The organism is Brachybacterium sp. NBEC-018 (genome assembly GCF_024860185.1).
In the GTDB taxonomy this organism is placed as follows: domain Bacteria; phylum Actinomycetota; class Actinomycetes; order Actinomycetales; family Dermabacteraceae; genus Brachybacterium; species Brachybacterium rhamnosum.
This window is the reverse complement of record NZ_CP100650.1, coordinates 333244-357027: the sequence shown is the minus strand read 5'-3', so window position 1 is coordinate 357027 and position 23784 is coordinate 333244. Positions and strand designations below refer to the sequence as shown.

Below are 23784 nucleotides of genomic sequence, written 5' to 3'. Positions count from 1 at the left end.
TGATGGTCGGGAGACGTGTGACAGCGGCGGGGGGGGCTGCGGCAGGGTGGGGCCATGACGACCTCCGATACGAACGTGACCGTCTCCCGCATCATCGACGCCCCCGCGAAGGACATCTTCGCGCTGCTCACGCTGCCGGCGAAGCACCCGTCCTTCGACGGCTCCGGCAACGTCCGCTCCGCCGAGGACACCGAGCGCATCACGAAGTCCGGCGAGAAGTTCGTGATGAACATGCACCGCGAGGACCAGGGCGGCGACTACCGCATCCACAACCACGTCACCGCCTTCGACGAGAACAAGATGGTGGGCTGGCAGCCCGCGAACGACGACGCCCCGGACGCCCCGAAGGGCTGGGAGTGGCTCTACGAGCTGCGCGCCCAGGACGCCTCGACCACCGAGGTCGTGCTCACCTACTCCTGGGACAAGGTGACGGACAAGAAGGTGCTCGAGAAGGTGGGCTTCCCGCTCATCACGGAGGCCGAGCTCGAGCAGTCGCTGAACCTGCTCGCGGCCGCCGTCAGCGAGGCCTGAGCGCCCGAGGACGCCCGTAGTGCAACTGAAGGGTTGCACTGCGGGCTCCGTCATGCCAGGCTGAGGTCACGCGGGACAGGCCCCGCCCGACCGAGGAGCCCCTCATGACCGGATGCACCGCCGCCCCTGACCCCACCGCCCTCACCGCCGAGGACGTCCCCGACGAGATCGTCCGCTCGATCACCATCACCGCCCCCGCCGAGCCCGTCTTCACCCTCGTCAGCGAGCCCGGATGGTTCATCAACGACGGCAGCTGCCGCGAGCACGAGCTCACCGACCTCGGCGGCGGCCGCACCCGGGTCCTCGATCCCGTGCACGGCGCCTTCGTCATCGAGACCGTGGCCCTGGAGGCGCCGCACCGCGCCGTCTTCCGCTGGCTCGACGGCGACGGCGAGAGCGGGGGAGACGCGGGAGCCGCCGAGCCGGCGAGCACCACCGTCGAGTTCACGATCGCCCCGCACGGCGACGGCGTGGAGCTCACCGTCCGCGAGAGCGGCTTCGCGAGCCTCCCCGGGGACGCGGCCGCCCGTCGGCACCGGTTCGAGGAGAACACCGACGGCTGGATCGAGGAGCTCGGCGTCGCCCGCACCGTGTGCGAGGCGGCGCAGTGAGCGCCCCGTCGGCCGCGCTCACGCTCCTCGACCCCGCGGCGGACCTCCTGCTCCCCGCGCTCGCGGACCGCACCCGCCGCCGGATCCTCGTGCGCCTCGCCGAGCGGCCGGACGACGCCGGCGCCGTCGCCCGCGACCTCGAGCTCACCCGCCAGGGCGTCGCCAAGCACCTCACGGTCCTCGAGCAGGCCGGGCTCGTGCGCGCCGAGCGCAGCGCCCGTCGGCGCGTGCACACCGTGACCCCGGAGCGGGTGCGCGAGGTCTCCGACCTCCTGGGTCTCGTCGCCGTCGGCTGGGAGGACCGCCTCGCCGGGCTCAAGGCGGCCGCGGAGCAGCCCGCGGAGCGGCCCACGGGCCCGGGGCCGACGTCCCCCTGACGCTCCCGCCGCGACTACCCTCGAGGGATGGGCAGGGTCACCGACACCGCGCGCGTGCGCACCGTGCGCGTCCGCGACGGGAAGCTGTACGCGGGCCGCAAGGGCGACCACGTCGCCGTCGAGGAGCCGCTGGACATCCGCCTGAACGGGCAGCGGCTCTCGCTCACGATGCGCACCCCGGGCCACGACGTCGAGCTGATCCACGGCTTCCTCCACGGCGAGGGGCTCATCGAGCGTCGCGAGGACGTCGCCGAGGCCCGCTACTGCGACGGCGCCGTCGTCGAGGACGAGACCGGCCTGCCCCGCAACACCTACAACGTCATGGAGTTCACGACCGCGCGGCCGCAGCTGCTGCCCGTCGCCTCCCGCGCCTTCACCACCTCCTCCGCGTGCGGCGTGTGCGGGGCGGAGAGCATCGAGGCGGTCCGACGGCGCGGCCGCTTCACCCTCGGGGCCGACTGGCGGGTCGACCCGCGCCTGGTGCTGCAGGCGGCGCGTGAGCTGGGGGAGCGCCAGCCCGTCTTCGCCCGCACCGGCGGCGTCCACGCGGCCGCGCTCGTGGGCCTCGACGGCGAGATCCTCGTGGTCCGGGAGGACGTGGGCCGCCACAACGCGGTGGACAAGGTCATCGGCTGGGCGCTGCTCGAGGACCGCCTGCCGCTCGCCGACTGCTTCCTGCTCGTCTCCTCCCGCGCGAGCTTCGAGATCGCGCAGAAGGCGGCGCTCGCCGGCGTGCCGCTGCTGGCCTGCGTCTCCGCCGCGAGCTCCCTCGCCGTGGACACCGCCGAGGCCTTCGGCATGACGCTCCTGGGCTTCGCCCGGGCGGCCGACGACGGCGACGGCCGCCTCAACGTCTACGCCGGCGAGGACCGCCTCGACCTCTCCGCCGTCGAGGGCTGAGCGCGCCCCTTCTTTCTCCCCCGCCGGATGGTCCGATTCCGTTCCACTTCTGGCGCCGATCTGGAACGGAATCGGACCATCGCGGGTGCGGCGTGCAGCGCGCCTCTCCTCCCCACAGCGTCCTTCTCCACAGCCGCAGCCCGGCTTGCGACGAGCTCCGATCCCACTCGTAGCGTCGGCCCATGCCCCCTGCCCTGAGCCGCTTCGCCGGCGTCCTGGAGCACCGCTCCGTCTGGATCTCGGTCGGCATGCACCCGCGCGATCTCGCCTCGGACTCCTTCACGACCGTCTTCCCCGGCTACCTCACGCCCACCGCGTTCCCGTGCTCGCTGAACGCGATGGCCTGGGTGCTGCAGAACAGGGCGCTGCCGGGGAGCGTGCCGAGCCACACGACGGCCGCGCTGCTGTGGGGGCTGCCGCTCCCGGCTCGGATCGAGGGTGGGATCGGGATGCTCCCGGTGGCGGAGCAGCGGGACGACGGGACCCTCGTGGTCCCCGCCGTGCCGACCGGCACCGCCCTCGGTGACGATGCGACGCTTCCCGTGCTGCACTGCCTCCTCCCTCGGGGCGGGCGCACTCGGATCGGGCGCGGGGCGGTGGTCCATCGTGGCGGCCCGGTGGCGACGTCCCAGGTCGGCAGGCTTCACCTCCCGGTCCAGGGTGAGGTGCTCCGCCAGCTCGGGACGGTGCTGCGCCCGTGGGACCTCGTCGCCGTGGTCGTGGCGATGATCGGACCGCAGTCCCGCTTTCCGGGGCAGAGCGTCGACACGCTGCATGCGGTGCTCGCGTCGAATCCTGGTCGAGCGGGGACGCCGGCGGCGCGCCGTGCGCTCGGGAGGGCGCTGCCGGAGGTCCGCTCCCCGGGCGAGACGGTGATGCGCCTGGTGATCGAGGCCGTCGGACTCCCTCGGCCGGTGCCGAACCTGCGTGTCTCCGACCCCCGCGACCGGAGCGTGCGCTACATCGACCTGGCCTGGGAGGACGTCCGGCTCGGGCTCGAGTACGACGGCGACGGGCATCGGACCACGAAGGGGCAGTGGCGCCGTGACGAGGAGCGGCGGGACCAGCTGGCGGGGCTGGGGTGGACGCTCGTCCGCGCGAACGGCGATGACCTCCGGCGGCCGCTGCGGATTCTGCTGCGGATCCGGGACGCCCTGGCTCGCCACGGCGCGGTGGTGCCCGACGCCGCACGGATCCGACGCCGGCTCGCCGCGGTCGTCGCGACGCGCCCCTCGGCGCGCATGGATCGGTGAGGCCGCGCGGCCCGGTGCCCGCTCGGGGCCCGGTCCCGACGTGCGGCCCGGCACCCGCGCCCGATGGTCCGATTCCGTTCCAGATCTGAGCTCGCAATGGAACGGAATCGGACCATCTCGGGGGCCTAGGATCGCGGGGTGACCTCCGACGACGCTGCTCCCGCCTCCGCCTCCGCCACCGGCCCTGCCGCCCCCGACGCTGCCGCCACCGGCCCTGCCGCCCCCGCCGACGCCACTGACGCCGCTGCATCGGACGCCGCCGTCCGCAGCTTCTGGGCCGAGGCCCGTGCCGCCCACCCCGAGCTGCCGGCCGATCCGCCCGAGGCCTGGGCCTTCGGCGCGACGCCCGAGCACGCCGACGGCCTGCTGGCCCTCGTGCTCGACGGGACGAAGACCGCCACCGCGAGCTCTCTCGCGGACTACGACGAGCCGGACAGCGAGCCGATGCCCGTCGTCGGCCTCCTCTCCGTGATCCTCGACGGTGCGGGAGCGCCGCGCGCGGTGCTCGAGGTGACCGGCGTCGACGTGGTGCCCTTCGACGAGGTGACGGCCGAGCATGCGCACGCCGAGGGGGAGGGGGACCGCAGTCTCGCCGCCTGGCGCGAGATCCACGAGCGCTTCTGGCGCGACTACTCGGCCGCGGGGTTCGCGCCGGACATGCCCGTGGTCTGCGAGCGCTTCCGCGTCGTGCATCCCGCCCGTCCGGAGAGCTGAGCGCCGTCACGTCGCGGCTCGCGCATCCTGCCTATCCGGCGCTGCTCGCCGGGCTCACGGCCTGATCGCTTCCGTCGCGCTCACGGATGGTCCGATTCCGTTCCAGATCGGCGCCCCGGATGGAACGGAATCGGACCATCCCTGCACCCGCCCCCCGCCCGCTCACCCCAGGGCGAGGAGGCTCTGGGCGGTGACCTCGTCGACGACGAGGTCGGTGGCGACGCCGGCGCGGAGGGCAGCGCGCAGCGGCACGGCCTTGCGGCTGCCGGCGGCGAGGAGAAGGCGGCGGGGGATGCGGGCGAGCTGGGCGGGGCTCGGGCCGGTGCTGCGGTTGTTCATGCCGATGCCCTTCCAGGTGCCGTCCGCGCGGAGGAAGACGGTGCACACGTCGCCGACGGCGCCGTCGGCGCGGAGGGAGCGGCGGTCCTCCGGGGTGAGGTAGTTGTTCGTGTAGACGTGGCTGGGGACCTCGGCGTCGAAGGCGCCCACGCTGAAGACGGCGAGGGTGCACTGGCGCTGCACGTGGAGGACGCGCTGCACGGAGCGCTCCTGCCACATGGCCTGGCGGGTGGAGGCGTGGTCGAAGAAGGCGGGGACGGGGAAGTGGTGCACGGTCGCGTCCCAGAGCCCGGCGGCCTTCGCGAGCACGGCGGACACGTAGGTCATGCCGGAGCCCTCGGTGTTGATGGCGCCGTTGAGCTGGACGATGCGCAGGCCGGGGGTGGGGGTGGGGCGCAGGCGGGAGACGAGGTTCGAGGTGGTGGTGCCCCAGGCGAGGCCGATGGTCATGTCCGGCTCGAGCATCTCCTCGAGCAGCGCGGCGCCGGCCTGGGCGACGGCGGCGAGGCGTTCGCGCTCGCCGGGCTCGGGGGCGGCGACGACGTGGGCGCGGACGCCGTAGCGCTCGGCGAGGCGGTGGCGGAGCTCGTCGGCCCGGTAGGCGCCGGGTGGGTGGAGGGAGATGGTGACGAGGCCTTCGTCGCGGGCGTCGCGCAGGAGGCGGGAGACGGTGGAGCGGGAGACGGCGAGGGACTGGGCGATGGTCTCCATCGTCTGGCCCTCGTCGTAGTACATCCGTGCAGCCGCGAAGGCGTGCTCGAGGCGGTTCCCGGCGCTCATGGGGCCAGTCTTGCACGTTCGTGCACCGCGCTTGCGAATGCTGCACGGCAGTTCCACGATGGTCGGCGAACACGGCAACAGCGAAGGAGCTCCTCGAATGTCCGCACTGCAGCGGTCCGCCCTCACCCCCGAGAACCGTGCCGAGCACCTGGCCCGGCTCCGCGCCGCCACCTCCGAGTCGCCGCTGGACGTCCTCGTCGTGGGCGGCGGCGTCAACGGCGCTGGCGCCGCGTTCGACGCCTCGACGCGCGGGCTCTCCGTCGGCCTCGTCGAGCGCCACGACTGGGCCTCCGGCACCTCGTCCCGCTCCTCGAAGCTCATGCACGGCGGCCTGCGCTACCTGCAGATGCTCGACTTCAAGCTCGTCGCCGAGGCGCTGCGCGAGCGTGACCTGCTGCTCGAGACGACGGCCCCCCACCTGGTGCGGCCCATCAAGTTCGTCTTCCCGTTCTTCCGCAAGGTCATCGACCGCACGTACATCGGCGCGGGCGTGACCCTCTACGACGCGATGCAGTCCGTGGGTCGCAAGCGCGCGGTGCCCTTCCACCGCCACCTCATGCACGAGAAGATGCTCGAGGTGTTCCCGGGCTTGGACGGTGAGAAGGTCGTCGGCGCCCTCGAGTACTTCGACGCGCAGATGGACGACGCCCGCTTCGTGATGATGCTCGTGCGCTCCGCCGCCCAGCACGACGCCGCGGTCGCGAACTACACCTCCGTCGTCTCCTACCTCCACGAGGGCGAGCGCGTCGTCGGCGTGCGCGTGCGCGACGAGGAGACCGGGGACGAGTTCGACGTCCACGCCCGCGAGGTCATCCTCGCCGGCGGCGTCTGGACCCAGGACCAGCAGGAGCTCGCCGGGGCCGACGCCGGCCTCGAGGTCCTCGCCTCCAAGGGCATCCACATCACCGTCGCCCGCGACGCCATCCGCGCGGTGCCGGACACCGGCATCATCACGCAGACCGAGAAGTCCGTCCTCTTCATCATCCCGTGGGACGAGTACTGGGTCATCGGCACCACGGACACCCCGTGGAAGGAGGACCCGACGGCCGTCGGCGCGACCTCCGACGACATCGACTACGTCCTCGAGCACGCGAACGCGGTGCTCTCCGACGACCTCACCCGCGAGGACGTCATCGGCGTCTACACGGGACTGCGCCCGCTGCTGCAGCCGGTGAAGAAGGGCTCGGACAGCTCGAAGTCCACGAAGGTCTCCCGCGAGCACACCGTCATGGAGGTCGAGCCGGGCCTCTCCGCGATCGCGGGCGGCAAGTTCACGACCTACCGCGTCATGGCGGAGGACGTCGTCGACTTCGCGACCCGCACGAGCTTCCCGGGCCGCCCGAGCCTCACCCGCACGGTCCCCGTGATCGGTGCGCAGGGCCTCGCCGAGCTGAAGCGGGACAAGGGCGCGATCGCCGTGCAGCACGGCTGGGAGGAGATCCGGATCGACCGCCTGATCTTCCGCTACGGCACCCTGCTGCGGGACGTCCTCACGCTGATCGACGAGGACCCCTCGCTCGCGACCCCGCTCGAGCACGCCCCCCGCTACGTGCGCGCCGAGGCCGTCTACGCGGTGCGCGCCGAGGGCGCCCGGCACCTGGCCGACGTCCTCCAGCGCCGCACCCGCCTGGACTACGAGACCCGTGACCGCGGCGTCGCCGCGGCCGAGGAGATCGCCGCCCTCATCGCCCCCGAGCTCGGCTGGGACGAGGCCACCGCCCAGCGCGAGGTCGAGACCTACCGCGCCTACATCGACGCGCGCCTCGCCGGCGAGGCGACCCATACCGACGCGGAGGTCGCCGCGGCGATCGCCGCGGTCCCGGAGGTGCCCGCCAGGGCCTGATCCGGTCGGCGCCGGGGCTCACCCTCCCCGGCGCCCCGAGGGCGGGCACGGAGCCCGCCCTCGCACCGCCCCCGCGCCACCGTGCGCACCCCGCCCCGGCACCACCGGGGCACCCGGCCCGCCACCCGCGGGACGGCTCTCGACGAGGAGAACCCATGGGAACCATCGGAACGATCCTGCTCTCGGAGATCGCGGGCACCGCGATGCTCATCCTGCTGGGCGTCGGCGTGGTCGCGAACCACGCCCTGAACAAGACGGGCGGCCATGGCGGCGGCCCGCTCATGATCCACTGGGGCTGGGGCCTCGGTGTGTTCGCCGGCGTCTGGGTCGCCTACAAGACCGGCGCCCACCTCAACCCTGCCGTCACCGTGGGCCTGCTGGTCAGCGGCGCCTCCGAGTACGGCCCCGGCATCCCGGTCACCTTCGGCACCACGATCGCCTACTTCGTGGCGGAGCTGATCGGCGCGATCCTCGGCGCGGTCCTCGTGTACCTCGCCTACAAGCAGCACTACGACGCGACGCCCGACGGCCCCACCAAGCTCGGCACCTTCTCCACCGCCCCCGGCATCCGCTCCTACGGCTGGAACCTGGTCACCGAGATCATCGCGACCTTCGTGCTCGTCTTCGTGATCATCCAGTTCGGCAACACCCCGAACGAGCTCGGCCCGCTCGCCGTGGCCCTGCTGGTCGTCGCGATCGGCGCGTCCCTCGGCGGCCCCACCGGGTACGCCATCAACCCCGCCCGTGACCTCGGCCCCCGCATCGCGCACGCGCTGCTGCCGATCAAGGACAAGGGCTCCTCGGACTGGGGCTACTCGTGGGTGCCGGTCGTCGGCCCCCTGATCGGCGGCGTGCTCGCCGGCGTGGCCTCGATCCTGTTCTTCTGATCCGCAGCACCTGAGCTCCACCCCGTGAGCCGCGCGGCGGGGGCGATCCGTCCGATCCGTCCCCGCCGCCGCTCCCACCCCGTACCGTGAAACCATCCGACGAAGGAGTCACCATGTCCGACGCACCGCAGTACATCCTCGCGATCGACCAGGGCACCACCTCGACCCGTGCGATCGTCTTCGACCACGGCGGCCAGATCGTCGCCTCCGGTCAGAAGGAGCACGAGCAGATCTTCCCCAAGGCCGGCTGGGTCGAGCACGATCCCGCCGAGATCTGGAAGAACACCCGCGACGTCGTGGGCCAGGCGCTCGTCAACGCCGACATCAACCGTCATCAGCTCGCCGCCGTCGGCATCACCAACCAGCGCGAGACCGCGGTGGTGTGGGACAAGACGACGGGCGAGGCGGTCTACAACGCGATCGTCTGGCAGGACACCCGCACGCAGCGCATCTGCGACGAGCTGGGCGGCGACGAGGGCGCGGACAAGTACAAGGAGCGCGTGGGCCTCCCGCTCGCCACCTACTTCTCCGGCCCCAAGGTGAAGTGGATCCTCGACAACGTCGACGGCGCCCGCGAGAAGGCGGAGAAGGGCGACCTGCTCTTCGGCAACACCGACTCGTGGCTCGTGTGGAACCTGACCGGCGGCGTCAACGGCGGCGTGCACGTCACCGACGTCACCAACGCCTCGCGCACGATGCTCATGAACATCGACACCCTCGACTGGAACGAGGACATCGCGAAGGACATGGGCATCCCGCTGTCCATGCTCCCCGAGATCAAGTCCTCCTCCGAGGTGTACGGCAAGGGTCGCAAGAACGACCTGCTCATCGACACCCCGATCGCCGGCATCCTCGGCGACCAGCAGGCCGCGACCTTCGGCCAGGCCTGCTTCGAGGTGGGCCAGGCCAAGAACACCTACGGCACCGGCAACTTCATGCTCATCAACACCGGCGAGGAGCTGGTGCGCAGCGAGAACGGCCTGCTCACCACCGTCGCCTACAAGATCGGTGACAGCAAGCCGGTCTACGCGCTCGAGGGCTCGGTCGCCGTGACCGGCTCGCTCGTGCAGTGGGTGCGCGACAACCTGGGCCTGATCACGACCGCCCCGGAGATCGAGGACCTCGCCAAGCAGGTCGACGACAACGGCGGCTGCTACGTCGTCCCGGCGTTCTCGGGCCTCTTCGCCCCGTACTGGAAGGCCGACGCGCGCGGCGCGATCGTGGGCCTGACCCGCTACATCACCAAGAACCACATCGCGCGGGCCACCCTGGAGGCGACCGCCTACCAGTCCGCCGAGCTGCTCGAGGCGATGAACGCGGACTCCGGCGTGGACCTCACCGAGCTCAAGGTCGACGGCGGCATGGTCATGAACGAGACGCTCATGCAGTTCCAGGCCGACATCCTCGGCGTGCCCGTGGTGCGCCCGAAGGTCATCGAGACCACCGCCCTCGGCGCCGCCTACGCGGCCGGCATCGCGGTGGGCTTCTGGTCCGGCGAGCAGGACGTCATCGACAACTGGGACGAGGACAAGCGCTGGGAGCCGGACATGGACCCGGAGACCCGCGAGCGCAGCCTCCGCCTCTGGAAGAAGGCCGTGGAGCGGACCTTCGACTGGGTGGACGACGACGTCGAGGCGCTGAACGGCTGATCGACGTGCTGCGAGGGACGAGCGGTAGGAGATCAGCCATCCAGTACGGCTGAACGGCTGAACGGCTGACGCCGACGTCCGACGACAGGGGCCGGCGGTCACCTCCTGAGGGAGGTGACCGCCGGCCCTCGTCGTGCCCGCCTCAGGCCTCCCGCTGCCGCCGGGCGAGGGCGTGGGCGACGTCCCGGGTCGCGGGGTAGAGGTCGCGGTACAGGCCGTAGAGCTCGTCGTACGTCTCCCGCAGGGCGGGGTCGGGGTGCACCTCGTGGTCCGTGCCCTGCCAGGGGGAGGTGTCGATGCCGTGGGCGAGCTCCGCGGCGAGCATCGCCCCGCCGTAGCAGGCGCCGATCGTGCAGCGGGGGATGCGCTGGGGGAGCCCGGTGACGTCGGAGACGATCTGCGGCCACAGGTCCGTGCGGGCGCCGCCTCCCACGGCGACGACCCGGTCGATGCGGGCGCCGGCGGCGGTCATCGCCTCGAGGTGGTGGCGCACGCCGAGGGCGGCGGCCTCGAGGGCGGCGCGGTAGAGGTCGCCGCGCGTGTGGGAGAGGGTGAGCCCGGCGATCACTCCGCGGGCGTCGGGGTCGTGCAGCGGGGAGCGCTCCCCGGCCACGTAGGGGAGCATGAGCAGGCCGCGCGCGCCGGGCCCGCTCGCGGCGGCCTCGCCCACGAGGTCGCCGTAGTCGTCCCCGCCGGTGAGCTCGCGCAGCCAGCCGGTGATCGCACCGGAGGCCGCCATGCCGCCGGAGAGGGTCCAGCCGCCGGGCGCGGTGCCGGCGGTCGCCCAGAGCTCGCGGCCGGGGAGCAGCTCCGCGGTGCGGGCGACGAGGAAGGTCGTGGTGCCGTACATGAGCATCATGTCGCCGGGGTGCTCGGTGCCGGCGCCGCGGGCCTCGGCCCAGGCGTCGATGGTGCCGGTGATGACGGGGGTGCCCGCGGCGATCCCGGGGAGCGCCGCGGCGGCCTGCGGGGTGACGGTCCCGGCGGCCTCCCCGGCCCAGCGCAGCTCGGGCAGCTCGATGCCGGGGGCGACGCGCGCGGCCCACTCCTCGTGCCAGCGCCCGGCCCGCAGGTCGTAGAGCGGCGCGGCCTGGCTCGCGGAGGCGTGGTCGAGCACGTACTGCCCGGTGAGGCGGAAGGCGAGGTGGCTCGCGGTCATGAAGAGCCGACGGGCGTGCGCGTAGGTCCCGGGCTCCTCCTCGGCGACCCAGGCGATCTTGGGTCCGGCGGCCTGGGCGGTGAGCACGCAGCCGCAGCGCTCGAGGATCGCGTCGTCGCCGAGCTCGGCGCGCAGGCGGTCGATCTGCAGGCCGGCGCGGGTGTCCACGCCGTAGAGGATCGCGGGGCGCACGGGGGTGCCGTCGGCCCCGGCGAGGAGCACGCAGGGGCCCATGCCGGAGAGCCCGATCCCGGTGACCTCGACGCCGTCGCCGGCGGGGCCGGTGAGCAGCTCGGCGGTCATGGAGACGAGCTCGTCCCACCAGATCCCGCCGTCCATCTCGACGTGCCCGGGGCGGGGTCGGTCCACGGCGTGCTCGCGCACGGCGGTCGCGAGGACGGTGCCGTCGAGGGTCACGAGGATCGCCTTGCTCGCGGAGGTGCCGACGTCGACCCCCAGCACGGCGGGGGTGACCCCGCTCGGTGCGTCCGTGCGCGGTGCCCGCGTCACGCCTGCTCGCATGCCCTGTCCTCCGTCTCGGGACGGCATCGGGCAGGACGGCCTCGACGCCGCCCCTATCCTGTCACCGTCGGGGTGACGCCCCGTGACCCCGCTGCGGAGGAGAGCCCGTGCTCGAGACGACGATGGACGTGCAGCTGCTGCACCGCGCCGCCTCGGCGTACTACCTCGACGATCTGCGCCAGGCGGAGATCGCGGAGCTGCTGCACGTCTCGCGGCCCACGGTCTCCAAGCTCATCGCGGAGGCGCGGCGCATCGGCATGGTGCGCTTCGAGGTGCTCGACCCGAGCACGGGGGATCTCGCGGACCTCGAGCTGCGGCTGCGGGAGCGCCTGGGCGCGGCCCGGGTGCGGATCGCGGCGGGTGACCAGGTGCAGCGGGGCTTCCGGGGGATCGGCGACCTGCTGGGGGAGGAGCTGCGGGGGCTGGGCCTGCGGCGCGGGGACGTGCTGCTGCTGTCCTCGGGGAAGACGACCTACGCGGTGAGCGGCATGGCGGGGCTGCCGGAGCTGCCGGGCGTGATCGTGGCGCCCACGGTGGGCGGGCAGCAGGAGCCCGATCCGTCGTTCCAGACGAACGAGATCGTGCGGCGCTTCGCGGATCGCACGCATGCGGAGCCGCGGTTCATGTTCGCCCCGGCGCAGCCCTCGCCGAGCCTGTGGGACTCGCTGCAGGCGGATCCGAGCTTCCTCGCGATCACGGACCTGTGGCGGCGGGCGCGCGCCGTGGTGGTGGGCGTCGGCGAGCCGTACCGGGGCCGTGAGTCGCTGACCTCCGTCGTGCCGCGGGACGAGCCGCTGCTCGAGCCGGCGGTGGGGGACATCAACCTCCACTTCTACGACGCCGCGGGCGAGGCGGTCGCCTTCCCGGGCTCGGACCGCCTGGTGCGGCCCTCCCGGGAGCTGATGCGGGACATCCCGGACGCGATCGCGCTCGCGGCGGACGTCCGCAAGGCGCCGTCGATCCTCGCGGGCGCGCGGGCGGGTCTGTTCTCGACGCTGATCACCGACGAGCCGACGGCGCTCGCGGTGCTTGCGCACCCCGACCCCGCGGTCTGACCCTCCTGATCCCTCCTCTGACCTGCGGCGCCATCAATCGGAACATTTGTGCTTGACGAATGTTCGCGGGCGTGCCTAGTCTCGACACGTCCGCGCCGCCGGGCCGGAACGTATCGAAGGAGATGTGTCCCCCATGAGCCAGTCCCCCCAGATCCCCAGCACGATGCAGGCCGTCGTCATGCACGCGCCGGAGGACTACCGCCTCGAGGAGATCGACGTCCCGCGCCCCGCCGCGGACGAGCTCCTGCTGCGCGTGGAGGCCGTGGGCGTCTGCGCGAGCGACCTGAAGTGCTACCACGGCGCCGCGAAGTTCTGGGGCGACGAGAACCGCGACCGCTGGGTCGAGCCCGGCATCACCCCCGGCCACGAGCTCGTCGGCGAGGTCGTCGCCGGTTCGGAGGAGGCCCTCGCCCACCACGGCGTGCAGATCGGCGACCGCATCGCCTGCGAGCAGATCGTCCCCTGCGGCGAGTGCATGTACTGCCAGCGCGGCTGGTACTGGATGTGCGGCCCCCACGACATGTTCGGCTTCAAGCACTACAGCGGCGCCATGGCGGAGTACATGATCGTCCCGTCGCTCGCCCGCGCCCACCAGGTCAGCAAGGACCTCCCGCCCCACCACGCGGCCTTCTCCGAGCCGCTCTCCTGCTCCCTCCACGCCGTCGAGCGCGCGCAGCTCACCTTCGACGACGTCGTCGTGGTCGCCGGCTGCGGCCCGATCGGCCTCGGCGCGATCATCGGCGCGAGCCACAAGACCCCCAAGCAGGTCATCGCCCTCGACTTCGACGACGACAAGCTCGCCCTCGCCGCGAAGTGCGGCGCGGACCTCACCCTGAACCCCTCGATGGTCGACGTCGTCGCCGAGATCAAGGCGCTCACCGGCGGCTACGGCGCCGATGTCTACATCGAGTGCACGGGACACCCGAGCGCCGTCTCCCAGGGCCTGAACCTGCTGCGCAAGCTCGGCCGCTTCGTCGAGTACTCGGTCTTCAAGGACGACGTCACCGTCGACTGGTCGATCATCTCCGACGACAAGGAGCTCGACGTGCTCGGCGCCCACCTGGGCCCGAACTGCTGGCCCGCCGCGATCGGGATCATCGAGTCCGGCGTGCTGCCCATGGACGAGATCTGCACCCACCAGTTCGGCCTCGGCGACGTCCAGAAGGCCCTCGACACCGTCGGCGACTCCTCCGGCGCCTCCGTGAAGGTCTCGATCGTCCCCGGCCTCTGAGCCGCCCCGTCCCTCTCCCCCCGTGCACGAAGGAGTGCAGACATGACGTTCCCCTCGACCACCTCGTCCCCGGCGGGCACCGCCCCCGGGGCCGGGCGCGAGACCTTCCTGGACCGGCTCGGCATCCCGCACCCGCTGCGCTGGGGCTTCCTCGGCGTGCTGCTGTTCATGACCGGCAACGGCGTGGAGTCGAACATCGTCGCCCCGCACATCGCCGTGGCCTTCGGCGGCGGTGACGACAAGATCAACCTCGCCGCCACGATCATCACGGCCTACTCGCTCGCCGTGCTCGTGGGCTCCTATCTCGCCGGCGCGCTCTCCGACCTCTGGGGCCCGCGCCGCGTGATGGCCCTCGGCTTCGGGGTGTGGGTCGTCTTCGAGCTCGCCTTCCTCGGCTCCCTCGAGCTCGAGTCGGTGCCGCTCGTCGCCGCGAGCTACTTCCTGCGCGGCTTCGGCTTCCCGCTGTTCGCCTTCGCCTTCCTCGTGTGGATCAACCACGTCGTGGACAAGGAGCGCAACGGCGCGGGCGTCGGCTGGTTCTACGTCATGTTCACGGGCGGTCTGCCCACCCTCGGCTCGCTCGTCGCGGTGTTCCTCATCCCGACCTTCGGCGGCGGGCACGGCGGCGAGACCCTCGCGATGCTCGCCTCGAGCGTCATCGTGCTCGCGGGCTTCCTCGTCGCCTGGCTCGGCGTCCACGAGGAGCACGGCTCGCGCCGACTCGCCCCCGCGGACGAGTCCTCCCTCGCGGTGCTCGGCTCCGGCGTGCGCCTGACCTTCACGAACAAGCGCATCGCGATGGGCTTCCTCACCCGCCTCATCAACACCGCGCCCGAGTTCGGCATGTTCATCATCCTGCCCAACGTCATCGCGGGCTCCGTGGCCGACGGTGGACTGGGCTGGAGCCAGTCCCAGTGGCTCGTCATGACGACGATCGTCTACGCCGGCAACATCCTGTTCAACGCGGCCTTCGGCGCCCTCGGCGACCGCGTCGGCTGGGTGACGACGGTGCGCTGGTTCGGCATCCTCGGCTCCGCGATCGGCCTGCTGCTGTGGTGGTACGTGCCGCACATGGTGCCGGCCGGCTCCGACTGGGGCTTCGCGCTCTCCGTCGCGGCGGGCACCGTCTTCGGCATCATGCTCGCCGGCTTCGTGCCGCTCGGCGCGATCATGCCGGCGATCGCCCCGAAGCACACGGGCGCCGCGATGGCCATGTACACGACCGCCGCGGGCGGGGCGACCTTCCTGGGCAGCGCCGTCGTCGCGATCGTGCGGCCGCTCGGCGGGAACGTCGCCGTGGTCTGGGCGTTCGTCCTGCTCTACGCATGCGCCTTCGCCATGACCTTCTTCCTCAAGGTCCACCAGCCGCGGCTGCACGGCCCCGTCCTCGAGGCGGCCGACGAGGCCGCCTGATCTGATCCCGCGCCCGGCGCCGTCCCCCCTCTCCGCAGCACCTCACGAAGGAGCACCTCATGAGCACCACCACCCCCGACACCCCGCTGTTCGACCTCACCGGCCGCACCGCCCTCGTCACCGGCGGCGCGAAGGGCCTGGGCCTCGCCATGGCCCGCGGCCTCGCCCAGCACGGCGCCCCGATCGTCCTCGCGGACATCGACGACGCGACCGGCGAGCAGGCCGCCCGCGACCTCGCCGCCGAGACCGGCGTGCGCGTGGACTACCGCCACCTCGACGTCACCGACCAGGCGGAGGTCGAGCAGACCGTCGCCGCGATCGACGACGAGGTGGGCGGCATCGAGATCCTGCTGAACAACGCGGGCCGCACGATCCACCACCCCCTCGAGGACGGCGACGCCGAGAAGTGGCGCGCGGTGATGACGCTCAACCTCGACGGCGTGTACCACGTGCTCTCCGCCGTCGGCCGGAGGATGCTCGAGCGCGGCCACGGCAGCATCATCAACACCGGCTCGATGAGCGGGATCATCGCGAACGTCCCGCAGACCCAGGCGTCCTACAACGCCTCGAAGGCCGCGGTCCACAACCTCACCCGCTCCGCGGCCCTCGAGTGGGCCGAGCGCGGCGTGCGCGTGAACGCGATCGCCCCGGGGTACATGCGCACCGAGCTGACCCGCGGCTTCTACGAGGCCGGCGGCCCGCAGATCGACCAGTGGAACCTCATGACGCCGATGAAGCGCCCGGGGGAGCCGCACGAGCTCGCGGGCGCCGCCGTGTACCTCGCCTCCGACGCGAGCTCCTTCGTCACCGGCTCGATCCTCTCGATCGACGGCGGCTACACGGCCGCCTGACGGCCCCGCCTCCTCTCCCCGCACCCCTGACCTGGAGACGCTCCCATGACCTACCTGTTCGACGATCCCCTGTCCTTCCCCTCCGACGCCGTCGAGGGCCTCGTCGCCGCGCACCCGGAGGAGCTGCTGCGCGTGCACGGCGGCGTGGTCCGCGCCGCGGCCACCCCGGCGGGACAGCCCGCGCTCGTGGTGGGCGGCGGCTCGGGGCACTACCCGGCCTTCGCGGGCTGGGTGGGGCCGGGCTTCGCGCACGGCGCGCCCTGCGGGAACGTGTTCTCCTCGCCGTCCTCGGACCAGGTCCACGCGGTCGCGCGGAACGCGGAGAACGGCGGCGGCGTGCTCCTCGGCTTCGGCCACTACGCCGGGGACGTGCTGCACTTCGGCGTCGCGGCGGAGAAGCTGCGCGCCGAGGGGATCGACGTGCGCATCGTCGCGGTGAGCGACGACATCGCCTCGGGGCAGGGCGGGGACCATCGCGACCGCCGCGGCATCGCCGGCGACCTCACCGTCTTCAAGGTCACGGGCGCCGCGATCCAGGAGGGTGCGGACCTCGACGAGGCGGAGCGCCTCGCGTGGAAGGCGAACGACGCGACCCGCTCGCTCGGCGTCGCCTTCGACGGCTGCACCCTGCCCGGCGCCGAGGACGCCCTCTTCCACGTCCCCGAGGGGCGGATGGCGATCGGCCTGGGCATCCACGGCGAGCCGGGCATCGACGAGGTGGACATGCCGAGCGCCGCGGAGCTCGCCCGCGTGCTCGTGGACGGCGTGCTCGAGGAGACCCCGGAGCTCGACTCGGACCGCGTCGCCGTGGTCCTCAACGGCCTCGGCACCGTGAAGCACGAGGAGATGTTCGTGGTGTGGAAGCACGTCGCGGGCCTCCTCGCCGAGCGCGGCCTCACCGTGGTGCGCCCCGAGGTGGGGGAGCACGTGACGAGCCTGGACATGGCGGGCCTCTCGCTCACCGTGATGCGCCTGGACGAGGAGCTCGAGCGGTTGTGGCTCGCCGCGGCGGACGCCCCGGCCTTCCGCCGCGGCGCCGTCGTGGAGGGTCCGCTCGGCGAGGAGCGCGGGGAGGTCTACGCCCCGGGCGAGGACCCGATCCCGGAGGCCTCGGCGGCGTCGCAGGAGGGCGCCGCGCGCGTGCTCGAGGTGCTCGGCGCGGTGGAGGAGCTGCTCACGGGGCTCGAGCCGGAGCTGGGGCGCATGGACCAGGTCGCCGGGGACGGCGACCACGGCCAGGGCATGCTGCTCGGCATCCGCGCCGCGCGCGCGGCCGCGCAGCGCAGCGTCGAGGGCGGTGCGGGCGCCCGCACGGTCCTCGTGCAGGCCGGGGCGGCGTGGTCCGCGGAGGCCGGCGGCACCTCCGGTGCGCTGTGGGGCGCGGCGCTCACGAGCCTCGGCCGGGCGCTCGCCGACGACGCCGCCGTCACGGGCGACGCCCTGCTCACGGGGCTGATCCAGGCGGTCGAGGCGATCGAGCGCCTCGGCGGCGCGCAGGTGGGGGACAAGACGATGGTCGACGCGGCCGTCCCGTTCCGCGAGTCCCTCGCCGCGACGGATGCGAGCGGCTCCGCCGGTGCCGCGATCACCGAGGCCGCGGCGAAGGCCACGGCGGCCGCCGAGGGCACCGCCGAGATCGCGGCGACCAAGGGCCGTGCCCGCAACCACGGGGACAAGTCCGTGGGCACGCCGGATCCGGGCGCGATCTCCTTCTCCCGCATCGTCACGCTGCTCGGCGAGCAGCTCTCCTGACCCCGAACACCCACCCTCACCTGGAAGGTCCTCCCATGGCTCTGCGCATCGTCACCGGATCCGACAACGCCGGCTACGGCCACAAGTCCGCCCTGAAGGAGCTGCTCGAGAACGACCCGCGCGTCGCGTCCGTGACCGACGTCGGCGTGGGAGGCCGCGAGGACGGCGAGCTGTACCCGAACGTGGCCGTCGCCGCGGCGGAGAAGGTCGCCGCCGGCGAGGCGGACCGCGCCCTGCTGATCTGCGGGACCGGCCTCGGCGTCGCGATCGCCGCGAACAAGGTGAGCGGGATCCGCGCCGTCACCGCGCATGACCTGTACTCGGTGCAGCGCTCGGTGCTCTCGAACAATGCGCAGGTCCTGTGCATGGGCGAGCGGGTCATCGGTCTCGAGCTCGCGAAGGAGCTCGTGAAGGTGTGGCTCGACCTCGAGTTCGACCCGACCTCCTCCTCCGCGGAGAAGGTCGACGCGATCTGCGCCTACGACGGCTCCCTCGAGAAGGGCTGAGCCCGGCGGCTTGGTAGGTTCGCACGATGGACCTCGTCGCCCCGGACCCCGCCCTGTTCCCCTCCTTCCGCACCTCGATGCGCGAATGGGACGGCGCCCACCAGGACGGCGCGGGCATCCGCGACGCCGCCTCGCTGCTCGAGCAGGAGGGCTTCGAGACCTGGGTGGCGCAGCTGCTCGCCGAGGAGGCGGAGCCCGCCGGACCGGGCTTCGTCACCTGCACCTACCGCTGGCTGGTGGAGGCCGGCGAGTACCTCGGCAGCGTCGCCCTGCGGCACGAGCTGAACGACTTTCTTGCGCGGTTCGGCGGCCACGTCGGCTACGGGGTGCGACCGTCGGCCCGGGGCCGCGGCCTCGCGACGCGGGCCCTGCAGGGGATCCTCCCCTTCGCCCGCCGCCGCGGCATCGACGAGGTGCTCGTGATCTGCGACGAGCTGAACCCCGCCTCGCGCGCGGTGATCGAGCGCAGCGGCGGCCGCTTCGAGGACGCGGTGCAGGACGACGACGGCCGCACCCTGCGGCGCTACTGGATCGGGACCAGCCCCAGCGCCTGAGCGATCGGCACGGCGCTCGCGGCCGCCCACGCCTGGGGCCGGCAGGAGGCGGGGTAGGGGAGCGGCGGCTCGACCTCGGCGGCCGGATGCCCGCCGAAGAGCTCGGGTAAGCGGTCCCCGAACCCCTCCGCCGCGCGCAGCAGGCCGCGGGCGAGGATGCGCGCCTCCTCCTCGTGCCCGGTGCGCAGCAGACCCCGCAGCACGTACCCCGTGTCATGGGTCCACACGCTGCCGCCGTGGTAGCGCAGCGGACCGTGGCCCCCGTTCGTCGTGTCGAGCGTGCGGATCCCGTAGCCGGAGAACAGCGTGGGGTGCATCAGCCGCGCCACGACGACCTCCTCCTGCGCGGGATCGAGGATCCCCGTGCCCAGCAGGTGCCCCATGTTCGAGGCGACGCCGTCCACCGGCCGCTTCGCCCCGTCGAGCGCGAGGGCCGGGTAGGGGCCTAGCTCGTCCTCGCACCAGAACGCCTTCTGGAACCGCTCGCGCAGCCGCGCCGCCCAGCTCCGGAGCCGCTCCACCAGATCGCCTGTGCCCAGCAGCTCCGCCGCGTGGAGCGCCGCCGCGTGCGCGTAGCCCTGCACCTCGGCGAGGGCGATCGCGCCGGTCGCGAGGGAGCCGTCCGCGAAGCGGATCGAGTCCCCGGAGTCCTTCCATCCCTGGTTGGCGAGGCCGTGGCCGGACTCGTCGAGGTACTCGAGCAGACCGTCGCCGTCCGCGTCGGCGTGCTCGAGGAGCCAGGTCGCGGCGGCCTCGAGGTTCCCCCGCAGCTCGGTGAGCAGGGCCGGGTCCGCGCCGGCGGTGAGGGCGTCGTGCAGCAGCTCGATCCACAGCGGCGTCGCGTCGATCGTGCCGTAGTAGACGGGCGGGAGGTGGGTCTCTCCCATCTCCATGCCCTGGGCGCGCACCTCGTGGAGGATCGTGCCGGGCTGCTCGGCGGTCCCCGGGTCCACCCGCGTGCCCTGGCTCGCGGCGAGGATGCGCAGGGTCCCGGCCGCGAGCTCGGTGTCCACGGGGAGCAGCAGGGAGGCGGCGATGAGGGAGTCGCGGCCGAACAGCGTGAGGAACCACGGGGCGCCCGCGGCGAGGAAGCGGTGCTCGGGCCGGCCGGGCCGCTCGAGGCGCAGCGCGTCGAGGTCGGAGAGGGAGCGGGAGAGCAGGCGGGTGACGGCCCGCCGCTCGGGGTCCTCGTGGTGGGGGCCGACGGAGCCGCCGGGAGCCGGCGATCCCGCGGGCAGCCACGGCGCGCTCGCGGCGACGAAGGGCACGGACGGGTCGGTGAGGTCGAGCCGCCAGCTCGCCCGGGCCTCCCCGCCCGCGGGCGCCTCGAGCGTGATCTCCCAGGTCACGAGCGGTCCCTCGGCGTGGATCGGGGCACCGGCGGTCCGGAGGACTGCGCTCCCGTCGGCCCCGATCGGCCATCGGGCGGAGTCCCCGTCGGCGACCGCCGCGGGCCGGTCCGCCGCGGTGGCGTCGAGCATGCGCGGGTCCTTCACCTGGGACATGCTCGCGCCGTCGGTGAGCAGGGCGAGGCGCAGGGCGAGGGAGCGAGGCACCTCGTCGTCGTTGCGCAGCACGAGCGTCTCCGCCACGCCGTCGGCGCTCGCGGTGCGCACCCGCTCGAGGACGAGCAGCGGGTCGGTGCGCCGCGCGGGATCGGAGACGAGGGCGCGCAGCACGACCTCCCCGGCCGAGCGCACCTGCACCCCGAGCGGGGAGAGCGTCGGGGCTGCGGAGGCCTCCGGGGCGTGCGGCTCCAGGCGCAGGTCGGAGACCACACGGGTGTCGCCGAGGTACACGCCGTCGGCCCCCTCGCCGCGCAGCGCGCCGTCCGGGGCGGACCACATCTGCAGCGGCGCGCGGAGCACGAGCAGCCGGTCGTGCACGAAGGGCTGGTGGCCCTGGTGAGGGCGCGCGGGATCGATCCGCAGGGCGGTGGCGGGCATGGGTGCTCCGATCGGACGACGGCGTCCCCGGCATCGTCGCACGGCACGGCGCCGGACCCGCGGCCGGCCCGGGCGCGCCGCCCCCTACGATGGGGCCCATGGCCCGCGTCAGGACCGCCCCCGGCACCGCTGCACGGCCGGCGCGGCGACGCCGGACGGTCCGCACGCGCGTGCTCGCGACGATGCTCGCGATGATGGCCGGCGGCCTGGTCCTCACCGGCGTCCTCGCCCACCTGGTGCAGCTGCGCTCCCTCGAGGAGCGGGTCGAGGCGGAGCTCTGGCAGGAGTACCGCGAGCTCGAGCTCGTCGCGACCTCCACCGAGGAGGGGGAGCCCGCGCACAGCGACCTCGACGAGCTGCTGCGCACGGTGACCGTCAACGCCGCGCCCTCGGACCACGAGTCGGTACTCGCGATCGTGGACGGCGAGCCGCGCTACAAGCCGCTCGCCCAGGACTTCGAGATGGACACGGCCGCGACGGTCGAGCACGTGCTCGCGGTGCACGAGCCCGGCCGCACGGTCCTCACCTCGACCTCGGTGGGCGGCCGCGAGGTGCGCATGCTCGTCGCCTCCGTCGAGGTGCGGGGCGACGACTCGGAGGGCGTCTTCGTGGTCGCGAGCGACGTCGGCTCCCCGCGGCGGGCGATCTGGACCTCCGCGGCGACCTTCGCGGGGCTCTCGGCGGCGACGATCGTGCTCGCCGGTCTCGTGGGGGCGCTCGTGACGGGCCGGCTGCTGCGGCCGCTCGAGGACCTGCGCCGGGCGACGGAGGAGGTCACGGTCGCCGATCTCGAGCACCGGGTGCCGGTGCCGTCGGCCCGCGACGACGTCGCCGCGCTCGCCACGAACTTCAACCGCATGCTCGAGCGGATCCAGGAGGGGTTCGGCGAGCAGCGCCGCTTCATGAGCGACGTGGGTCATGAGCTGCGCACCCCGCTCACGATCGTGCAGGGCACCCTCGAGACGACGGATCCGGAGGATCCCGAGGACGTTCGCGAGGGGCACCGCATCGCAGCCGACGAGCTGGACCGGATGGGCCGCGTCGTCGGCGACCTCTCGGAGCTCGCCGCCTCCGCGCGGCCCGACTACGTGCGCCCCGCCCTCATGGACCTCGGCGCCTTCACCCGCAGCGTCTTCGCCCGGATCCAGCGGATCGACGCGGACCGCGACTGGCGGCTCGAGACCCTCGCCGAGGGGGAGGTCCTCGCGGACGAGCAGCGGCTCGCGCAGGCGCTCGTGCAGCTCGCCGCGAACGCCGTGCGCTACAGCGCCCCGGGCTCGCGGATCACCCTGGGCAGCCTGCTCGTGGACGGCCCGGAGGGGCTCGAGCTGCACCTGCGCCTGCGCGACGAGGGGGTGGGCATCGCCCCCGAGGACCAGGAGCGGATCTTCGAGCGCTTCACCCGGGTGGACCCGAGCCGCGACGGCTCCGGCCTGGGCCTGCCGATCGTGCTCGCGATCGCGCGCGGCCACGGCGGCACGGTGCGTCTGCGCTCCCGCCCCGGCGACGGCTCGACCTTCACCCTCGTCCTGCCCCGACCCGACCCCGACCACCCCTGGAGCACCGCATGAGGATCCTCGTCGCCGAGGACGAACCCCGCATCGCCCGATTCGTCGAGCGCGGCCTGAAGGCGAACGGCTACGCCTGCACGGTCGTCGAGGACGGCATCGCCGCCCTCGATCTCGCCTCCGGCGGGGAGTTCGACCTGCTCGTGCTGGACGTGGGTCTGCCGCGCATGGACGGCTTCCAGGTGCTGCGGGCGCTGCGAGGGATGGGCGTGGGCCTCCCGATCCTCATGGTCACCGCCCGCACCGGCGTCGAGGACACGGTGCAGGGGCTCGAGGAGGGCGCGAACGACTACATCGCGAAGCCCTTCCGCTTCGAGGAGCTGCTCGCGCGGGTGAAGCTGCGTGCCCGGGAGGCGCAGGCGGGGACCGCGGCGGCCGCCTCGGGCGGGGACGTGCTCACCCTCGGCGACCTGTCCCTGGACCTGCGCACGCGCATCGCGACGACGCCGGGGGAGGACGGGACCCCGCGCGGGGTGGAGCTGTCCTCCCGCGAGTTCACGATGGCGCGCGTGTTCCTCGAGAGTCCCCGCCAGGTGCTCACGCGGGACCTGCTGCTGAGCAGGGTGTGGGGCTACGACTACGAGGGCGCCTCGAACGTGGTGGACGTGTACGTGGGCTACCTGCGCGGGAAGATCGGCGCGGAGCGGGTCGTGACGGTGCGCGGCGCCGGCTACAAGCTCGTGGACCCCGCCGCCTCGGCGTGACCCCCTGACCCGCACCTCCGTTCATGAGAGCTCTCTCATGAGCGGCTCACGGCCTGCTCACGGGCCCCGGGCAGGGTGGGGGCATGGCCAGCAGAGGTGCGCGCGTCCGGATGATCGGCACGATCGGGGTCCTCGCGGCGGCGTCGGTCGCCGCGGTGGGCCTCGCCGTGCTGCCCGAGCAGGGTCCCGGCCGGGAGAGCATGCCGGGGGTCGTCATCGGCGCGACGGAGCCCGCCGGCGACCCTGCCGCCGGGGACCCCGCGGCGACGGGTCCGGCCTCGGGCTCCGGGCACCAGGCCACGGTCCCGCTCCCCGGCGTCGACCCCGGCGCACCCCCGCACGCGGCGCCCGAGGGCGACCTGGGCGCCCTGCAGGGCGAGCCCTCCCCGGAGCCCACGACGGCCCCGGCCCCGCGGCCGTCCTCCGCGCCCGAGCGCCCGGCCTCCGCCGCGCCCGCGCCGTCGGAGCCGACCCGTGACCCCGCCCCGCGCCCCGCGGAGCCCTCCGCGCGCCCCGCGCCGCCGGCCGGCGTCTGCGAGTGGGACGACGACGGCTGGGAGTGCGACGACGACGGGGACGACGACGGCGATGACGATGATGCGGACGACGACTCCGACGACTCCGACGACGACTGACCCC

Annotated in this window: 22 protein-coding genes; 19 read left to right on the top strand and 3 right to left on the bottom strand. The window is 73.4% G+C overall.

All coding sequences use genetic code 11. The features are described 5' to 3' along the window. Window positions 1–54 precede the first annotated feature (54 nt). The 6 genes from NLU66_RS01620 (at window position 55) to NLU66_RS01595 (ending at window position 4386) form a co-directional block, all read left to right on the top strand. Complete coding sequence (locus NLU66_RS01620; protein ID WP_259361214.1) at window positions 55–531, top strand: SRPBCC family protein; 477 nt, start codon at window positions 55–57, stop codon at window positions 529–531. 104 nt (window positions 532–635) lie between these two features. Continuing rightward, window positions 636–1142, top strand: coding sequence for an SRPBCC domain-containing protein (locus NLU66_RS01615; RefSeq protein WP_259361213.1), 507 nt, complete (start codon window positions 636–638; stop codon window positions 1140–1142). Continuing rightward, complete coding sequence (locus tag NLU66_RS01610; protein WP_259361212.1) at window positions 1139–1519, top strand: ArsR/SmtB family transcription factor; 381 nt, start codon at window positions 1139–1141, stop codon at window positions 1517–1519. Before NLU66_RS01615 ends, NLU66_RS01610 begins: the two co-directional genes overlap by 4 nt. A 27-nt stretch (window positions 1520–1546) precedes the next feature. Beyond that, entirely contained in the window at window positions 1547–2419 is an 873-nt protein-coding gene (gene fdhD, locus NLU66_RS01605; protein WP_259361211.1) for a formate dehydrogenase accessory sulfurtransferase FdhD, read from the top strand. Between the two features lie 182 nt (window positions 2420–2601). Continuing rightward, window positions 2602–3672: a hypothetical protein gene (locus tag NLU66_RS01600; RefSeq protein WP_259361210.1), complete on the top strand. Its 1071-nt coding sequence runs from the start codon at window positions 2602–2604 to the stop codon at window positions 3670–3672. 303 nt (window positions 3673–3975) lie between these two features. Then, on the top strand, window positions 3976–4386 hold the full coding sequence (locus tag NLU66_RS01595; RefSeq protein WP_259362520.1) for an ASCH domain-containing protein: 411 nt from the start codon (window positions 3976–3978) through the stop codon (window positions 4384–4386). Between the two features lie 162 nt (window positions 4387–4548). Here the strand turns inward: NLU66_RS01595 and NLU66_RS01590 are convergent, their stop codons facing one another. Then, window positions 4549–5505, bottom strand: a complete 957-nt coding sequence (locus NLU66_RS01590; protein ID WP_259361209.1) for a sugar-binding transcriptional regulator — start codon at window positions 5503–5505, stop codon at window positions 4549–4551. Window positions 5506–5602: 97 nt separating this feature from the next. Between NLU66_RS01590 and NLU66_RS01585 the strand changes: the two genes are divergently transcribed. The 3 genes from NLU66_RS01585 (at window position 5603) to glpK (ending at window position 9884) form a co-directional block, all read left to right on the top strand. After that, the gene (locus NLU66_RS01585; protein WP_259361208.1) at window positions 5603–7348 is read left to right on the top strand and encodes a glycerol-3-phosphate dehydrogenase/oxidase; all 1746 of its coding nucleotides are present in this window, start codon (window positions 5603–5605) and stop codon (window positions 7346–7348) included. A gap of 164 nt (window positions 7349–7512) precedes the next feature. After that, window positions 7513–8235 carry an MIP/aquaporin family protein gene (locus NLU66_RS01580; RefSeq protein ID WP_259362518.1) on the top strand — a complete coding sequence of 241 codons (723 nt, stop codon included), beginning with the start codon at window positions 7513–7515 and terminating at the stop codon, window positions 8233–8235. 113 nt (window positions 8236–8348) lie between these two features. After that, window positions 8349–9884 (top strand): glycerol kinase GlpK, encoded by a 1536-nt coding sequence (gene glpK / locus NLU66_RS01575; protein WP_259361207.1) that lies wholly within the window; start codon window positions 8349–8351, stop codon window positions 9882–9884. A 142-nt stretch (window positions 9885–10026) separates the two neighbouring features. Here the strand turns inward: glpK and NLU66_RS01570 are convergent, their stop codons facing one another. Then, entirely contained in the window at window positions 10027–11565 is a 1539-nt protein-coding gene (locus NLU66_RS01570) for an FGGY-family carbohydrate kinase (protein ID WP_259361206.1), read from the bottom strand. A gap of 107 nt (window positions 11566–11672) precedes the next feature. Between NLU66_RS01570 and NLU66_RS01565 the strand changes: the two genes are divergently transcribed. The 7 genes from NLU66_RS01565 to NLU66_RS01535 all read left to right on the top strand — a co-directional run bounded on the left by NLU66_RS01565 (window position 11673) and on the right by NLU66_RS01535 (window position 18927). Further along, window positions 11673–12620: a sugar-binding transcriptional regulator gene (locus NLU66_RS01565; protein ID WP_259361205.1), complete on the top strand. Its 948-nt coding sequence runs from the start codon at window positions 11673–11675 to the stop codon at window positions 12618–12620. Between the two features lie 133 nt (window positions 12621–12753). After that, entirely contained in the window at window positions 12754–13851 is a 1098-nt protein-coding gene (locus NLU66_RS01560; RefSeq protein WP_259361204.1) for a zinc-binding dehydrogenase, read from the top strand. 42 nt (window positions 13852–13893) lie between these two features. Beyond that, complete coding sequence (locus NLU66_RS01555; RefSeq protein WP_259361203.1) at window positions 13894–15264, top strand: RbtT/DalT/CsbX family MFS transporter; 1371 nt, start codon at window positions 13894–13896, stop codon at window positions 15262–15264. A 59-nt stretch (window positions 15265–15323) separates the two neighbouring features. Continuing rightward, complete coding sequence (locus NLU66_RS01550; RefSeq protein ID WP_259361202.1) at window positions 15324–16115, top strand: SDR family oxidoreductase; 792 nt, start codon at window positions 15324–15326, stop codon at window positions 16113–16115. A gap of 45 nt (window positions 16116–16160) precedes the next feature. Then, complete coding sequence (locus NLU66_RS01545) at window positions 16161–17867, top strand: dihydroxyacetone kinase family protein (protein ID WP_259361201.1); 1707 nt, start codon at window positions 16161–16163, stop codon at window positions 17865–17867. A 35-nt stretch (window positions 17868–17902) separates the two neighbouring features. Continuing rightward, window positions 17903–18373 (top strand): ribose-5-phosphate isomerase, encoded by a 471-nt coding sequence (locus NLU66_RS01540; protein ID WP_259361200.1) that lies wholly within the window; start codon window positions 17903–17905, stop codon window positions 18371–18373. Between the two features lie 26 nt (window positions 18374–18399). Continuing rightward, on the top strand, window positions 18400–18927 hold the full coding sequence (locus NLU66_RS01535) for a GNAT family N-acetyltransferase (RefSeq protein WP_259361199.1): 528 nt from the start codon (window positions 18400–18402) through the stop codon (window positions 18925–18927). Here NLU66_RS01535 and NLU66_RS01530 read toward each other — a convergent pair. Beyond that, window positions 18897–20873 (bottom strand): MGH1-like glycoside hydrolase domain-containing protein, encoded by a 1977-nt coding sequence (locus NLU66_RS01530; RefSeq protein WP_259361198.1) that lies wholly within the window; start codon window positions 20871–20873, stop codon window positions 18897–18899. The genes NLU66_RS01535 and NLU66_RS01530 overlap by 31 nt on opposite strands. A gap of 98 nt (window positions 20874–20971) precedes the next feature. On the opposite strand from NLU66_RS01530, the gene NLU66_RS01525 reads away from it, so the two are divergent. From NLU66_RS01525 to NLU66_RS01515, 3 genes are all read left to right on the top strand, one after another. Further along, window positions 20972–22444, top strand: a complete 1473-nt coding sequence (locus NLU66_RS01525; protein WP_259361197.1) for a sensor histidine kinase — start codon at window positions 20972–20974, stop codon at window positions 22442–22444. Next, window positions 22441–23145, top strand: a complete 705-nt coding sequence (locus NLU66_RS01520) for a response regulator transcription factor (protein WP_259361196.1) — start codon at window positions 22441–22443, stop codon at window positions 23143–23145. Before NLU66_RS01525 ends, NLU66_RS01520 begins: the two co-directional genes overlap by 4 nt. Window positions 23146–23228: 83 nt before the next feature. Then, window positions 23229–23780, top strand: coding sequence for a hypothetical protein (locus tag NLU66_RS01515; RefSeq protein WP_259362620.1), 552 nt, complete (start codon window positions 23229–23231; stop codon window positions 23778–23780). Window positions 23781–23784: the final 4 nt, after the last annotated feature.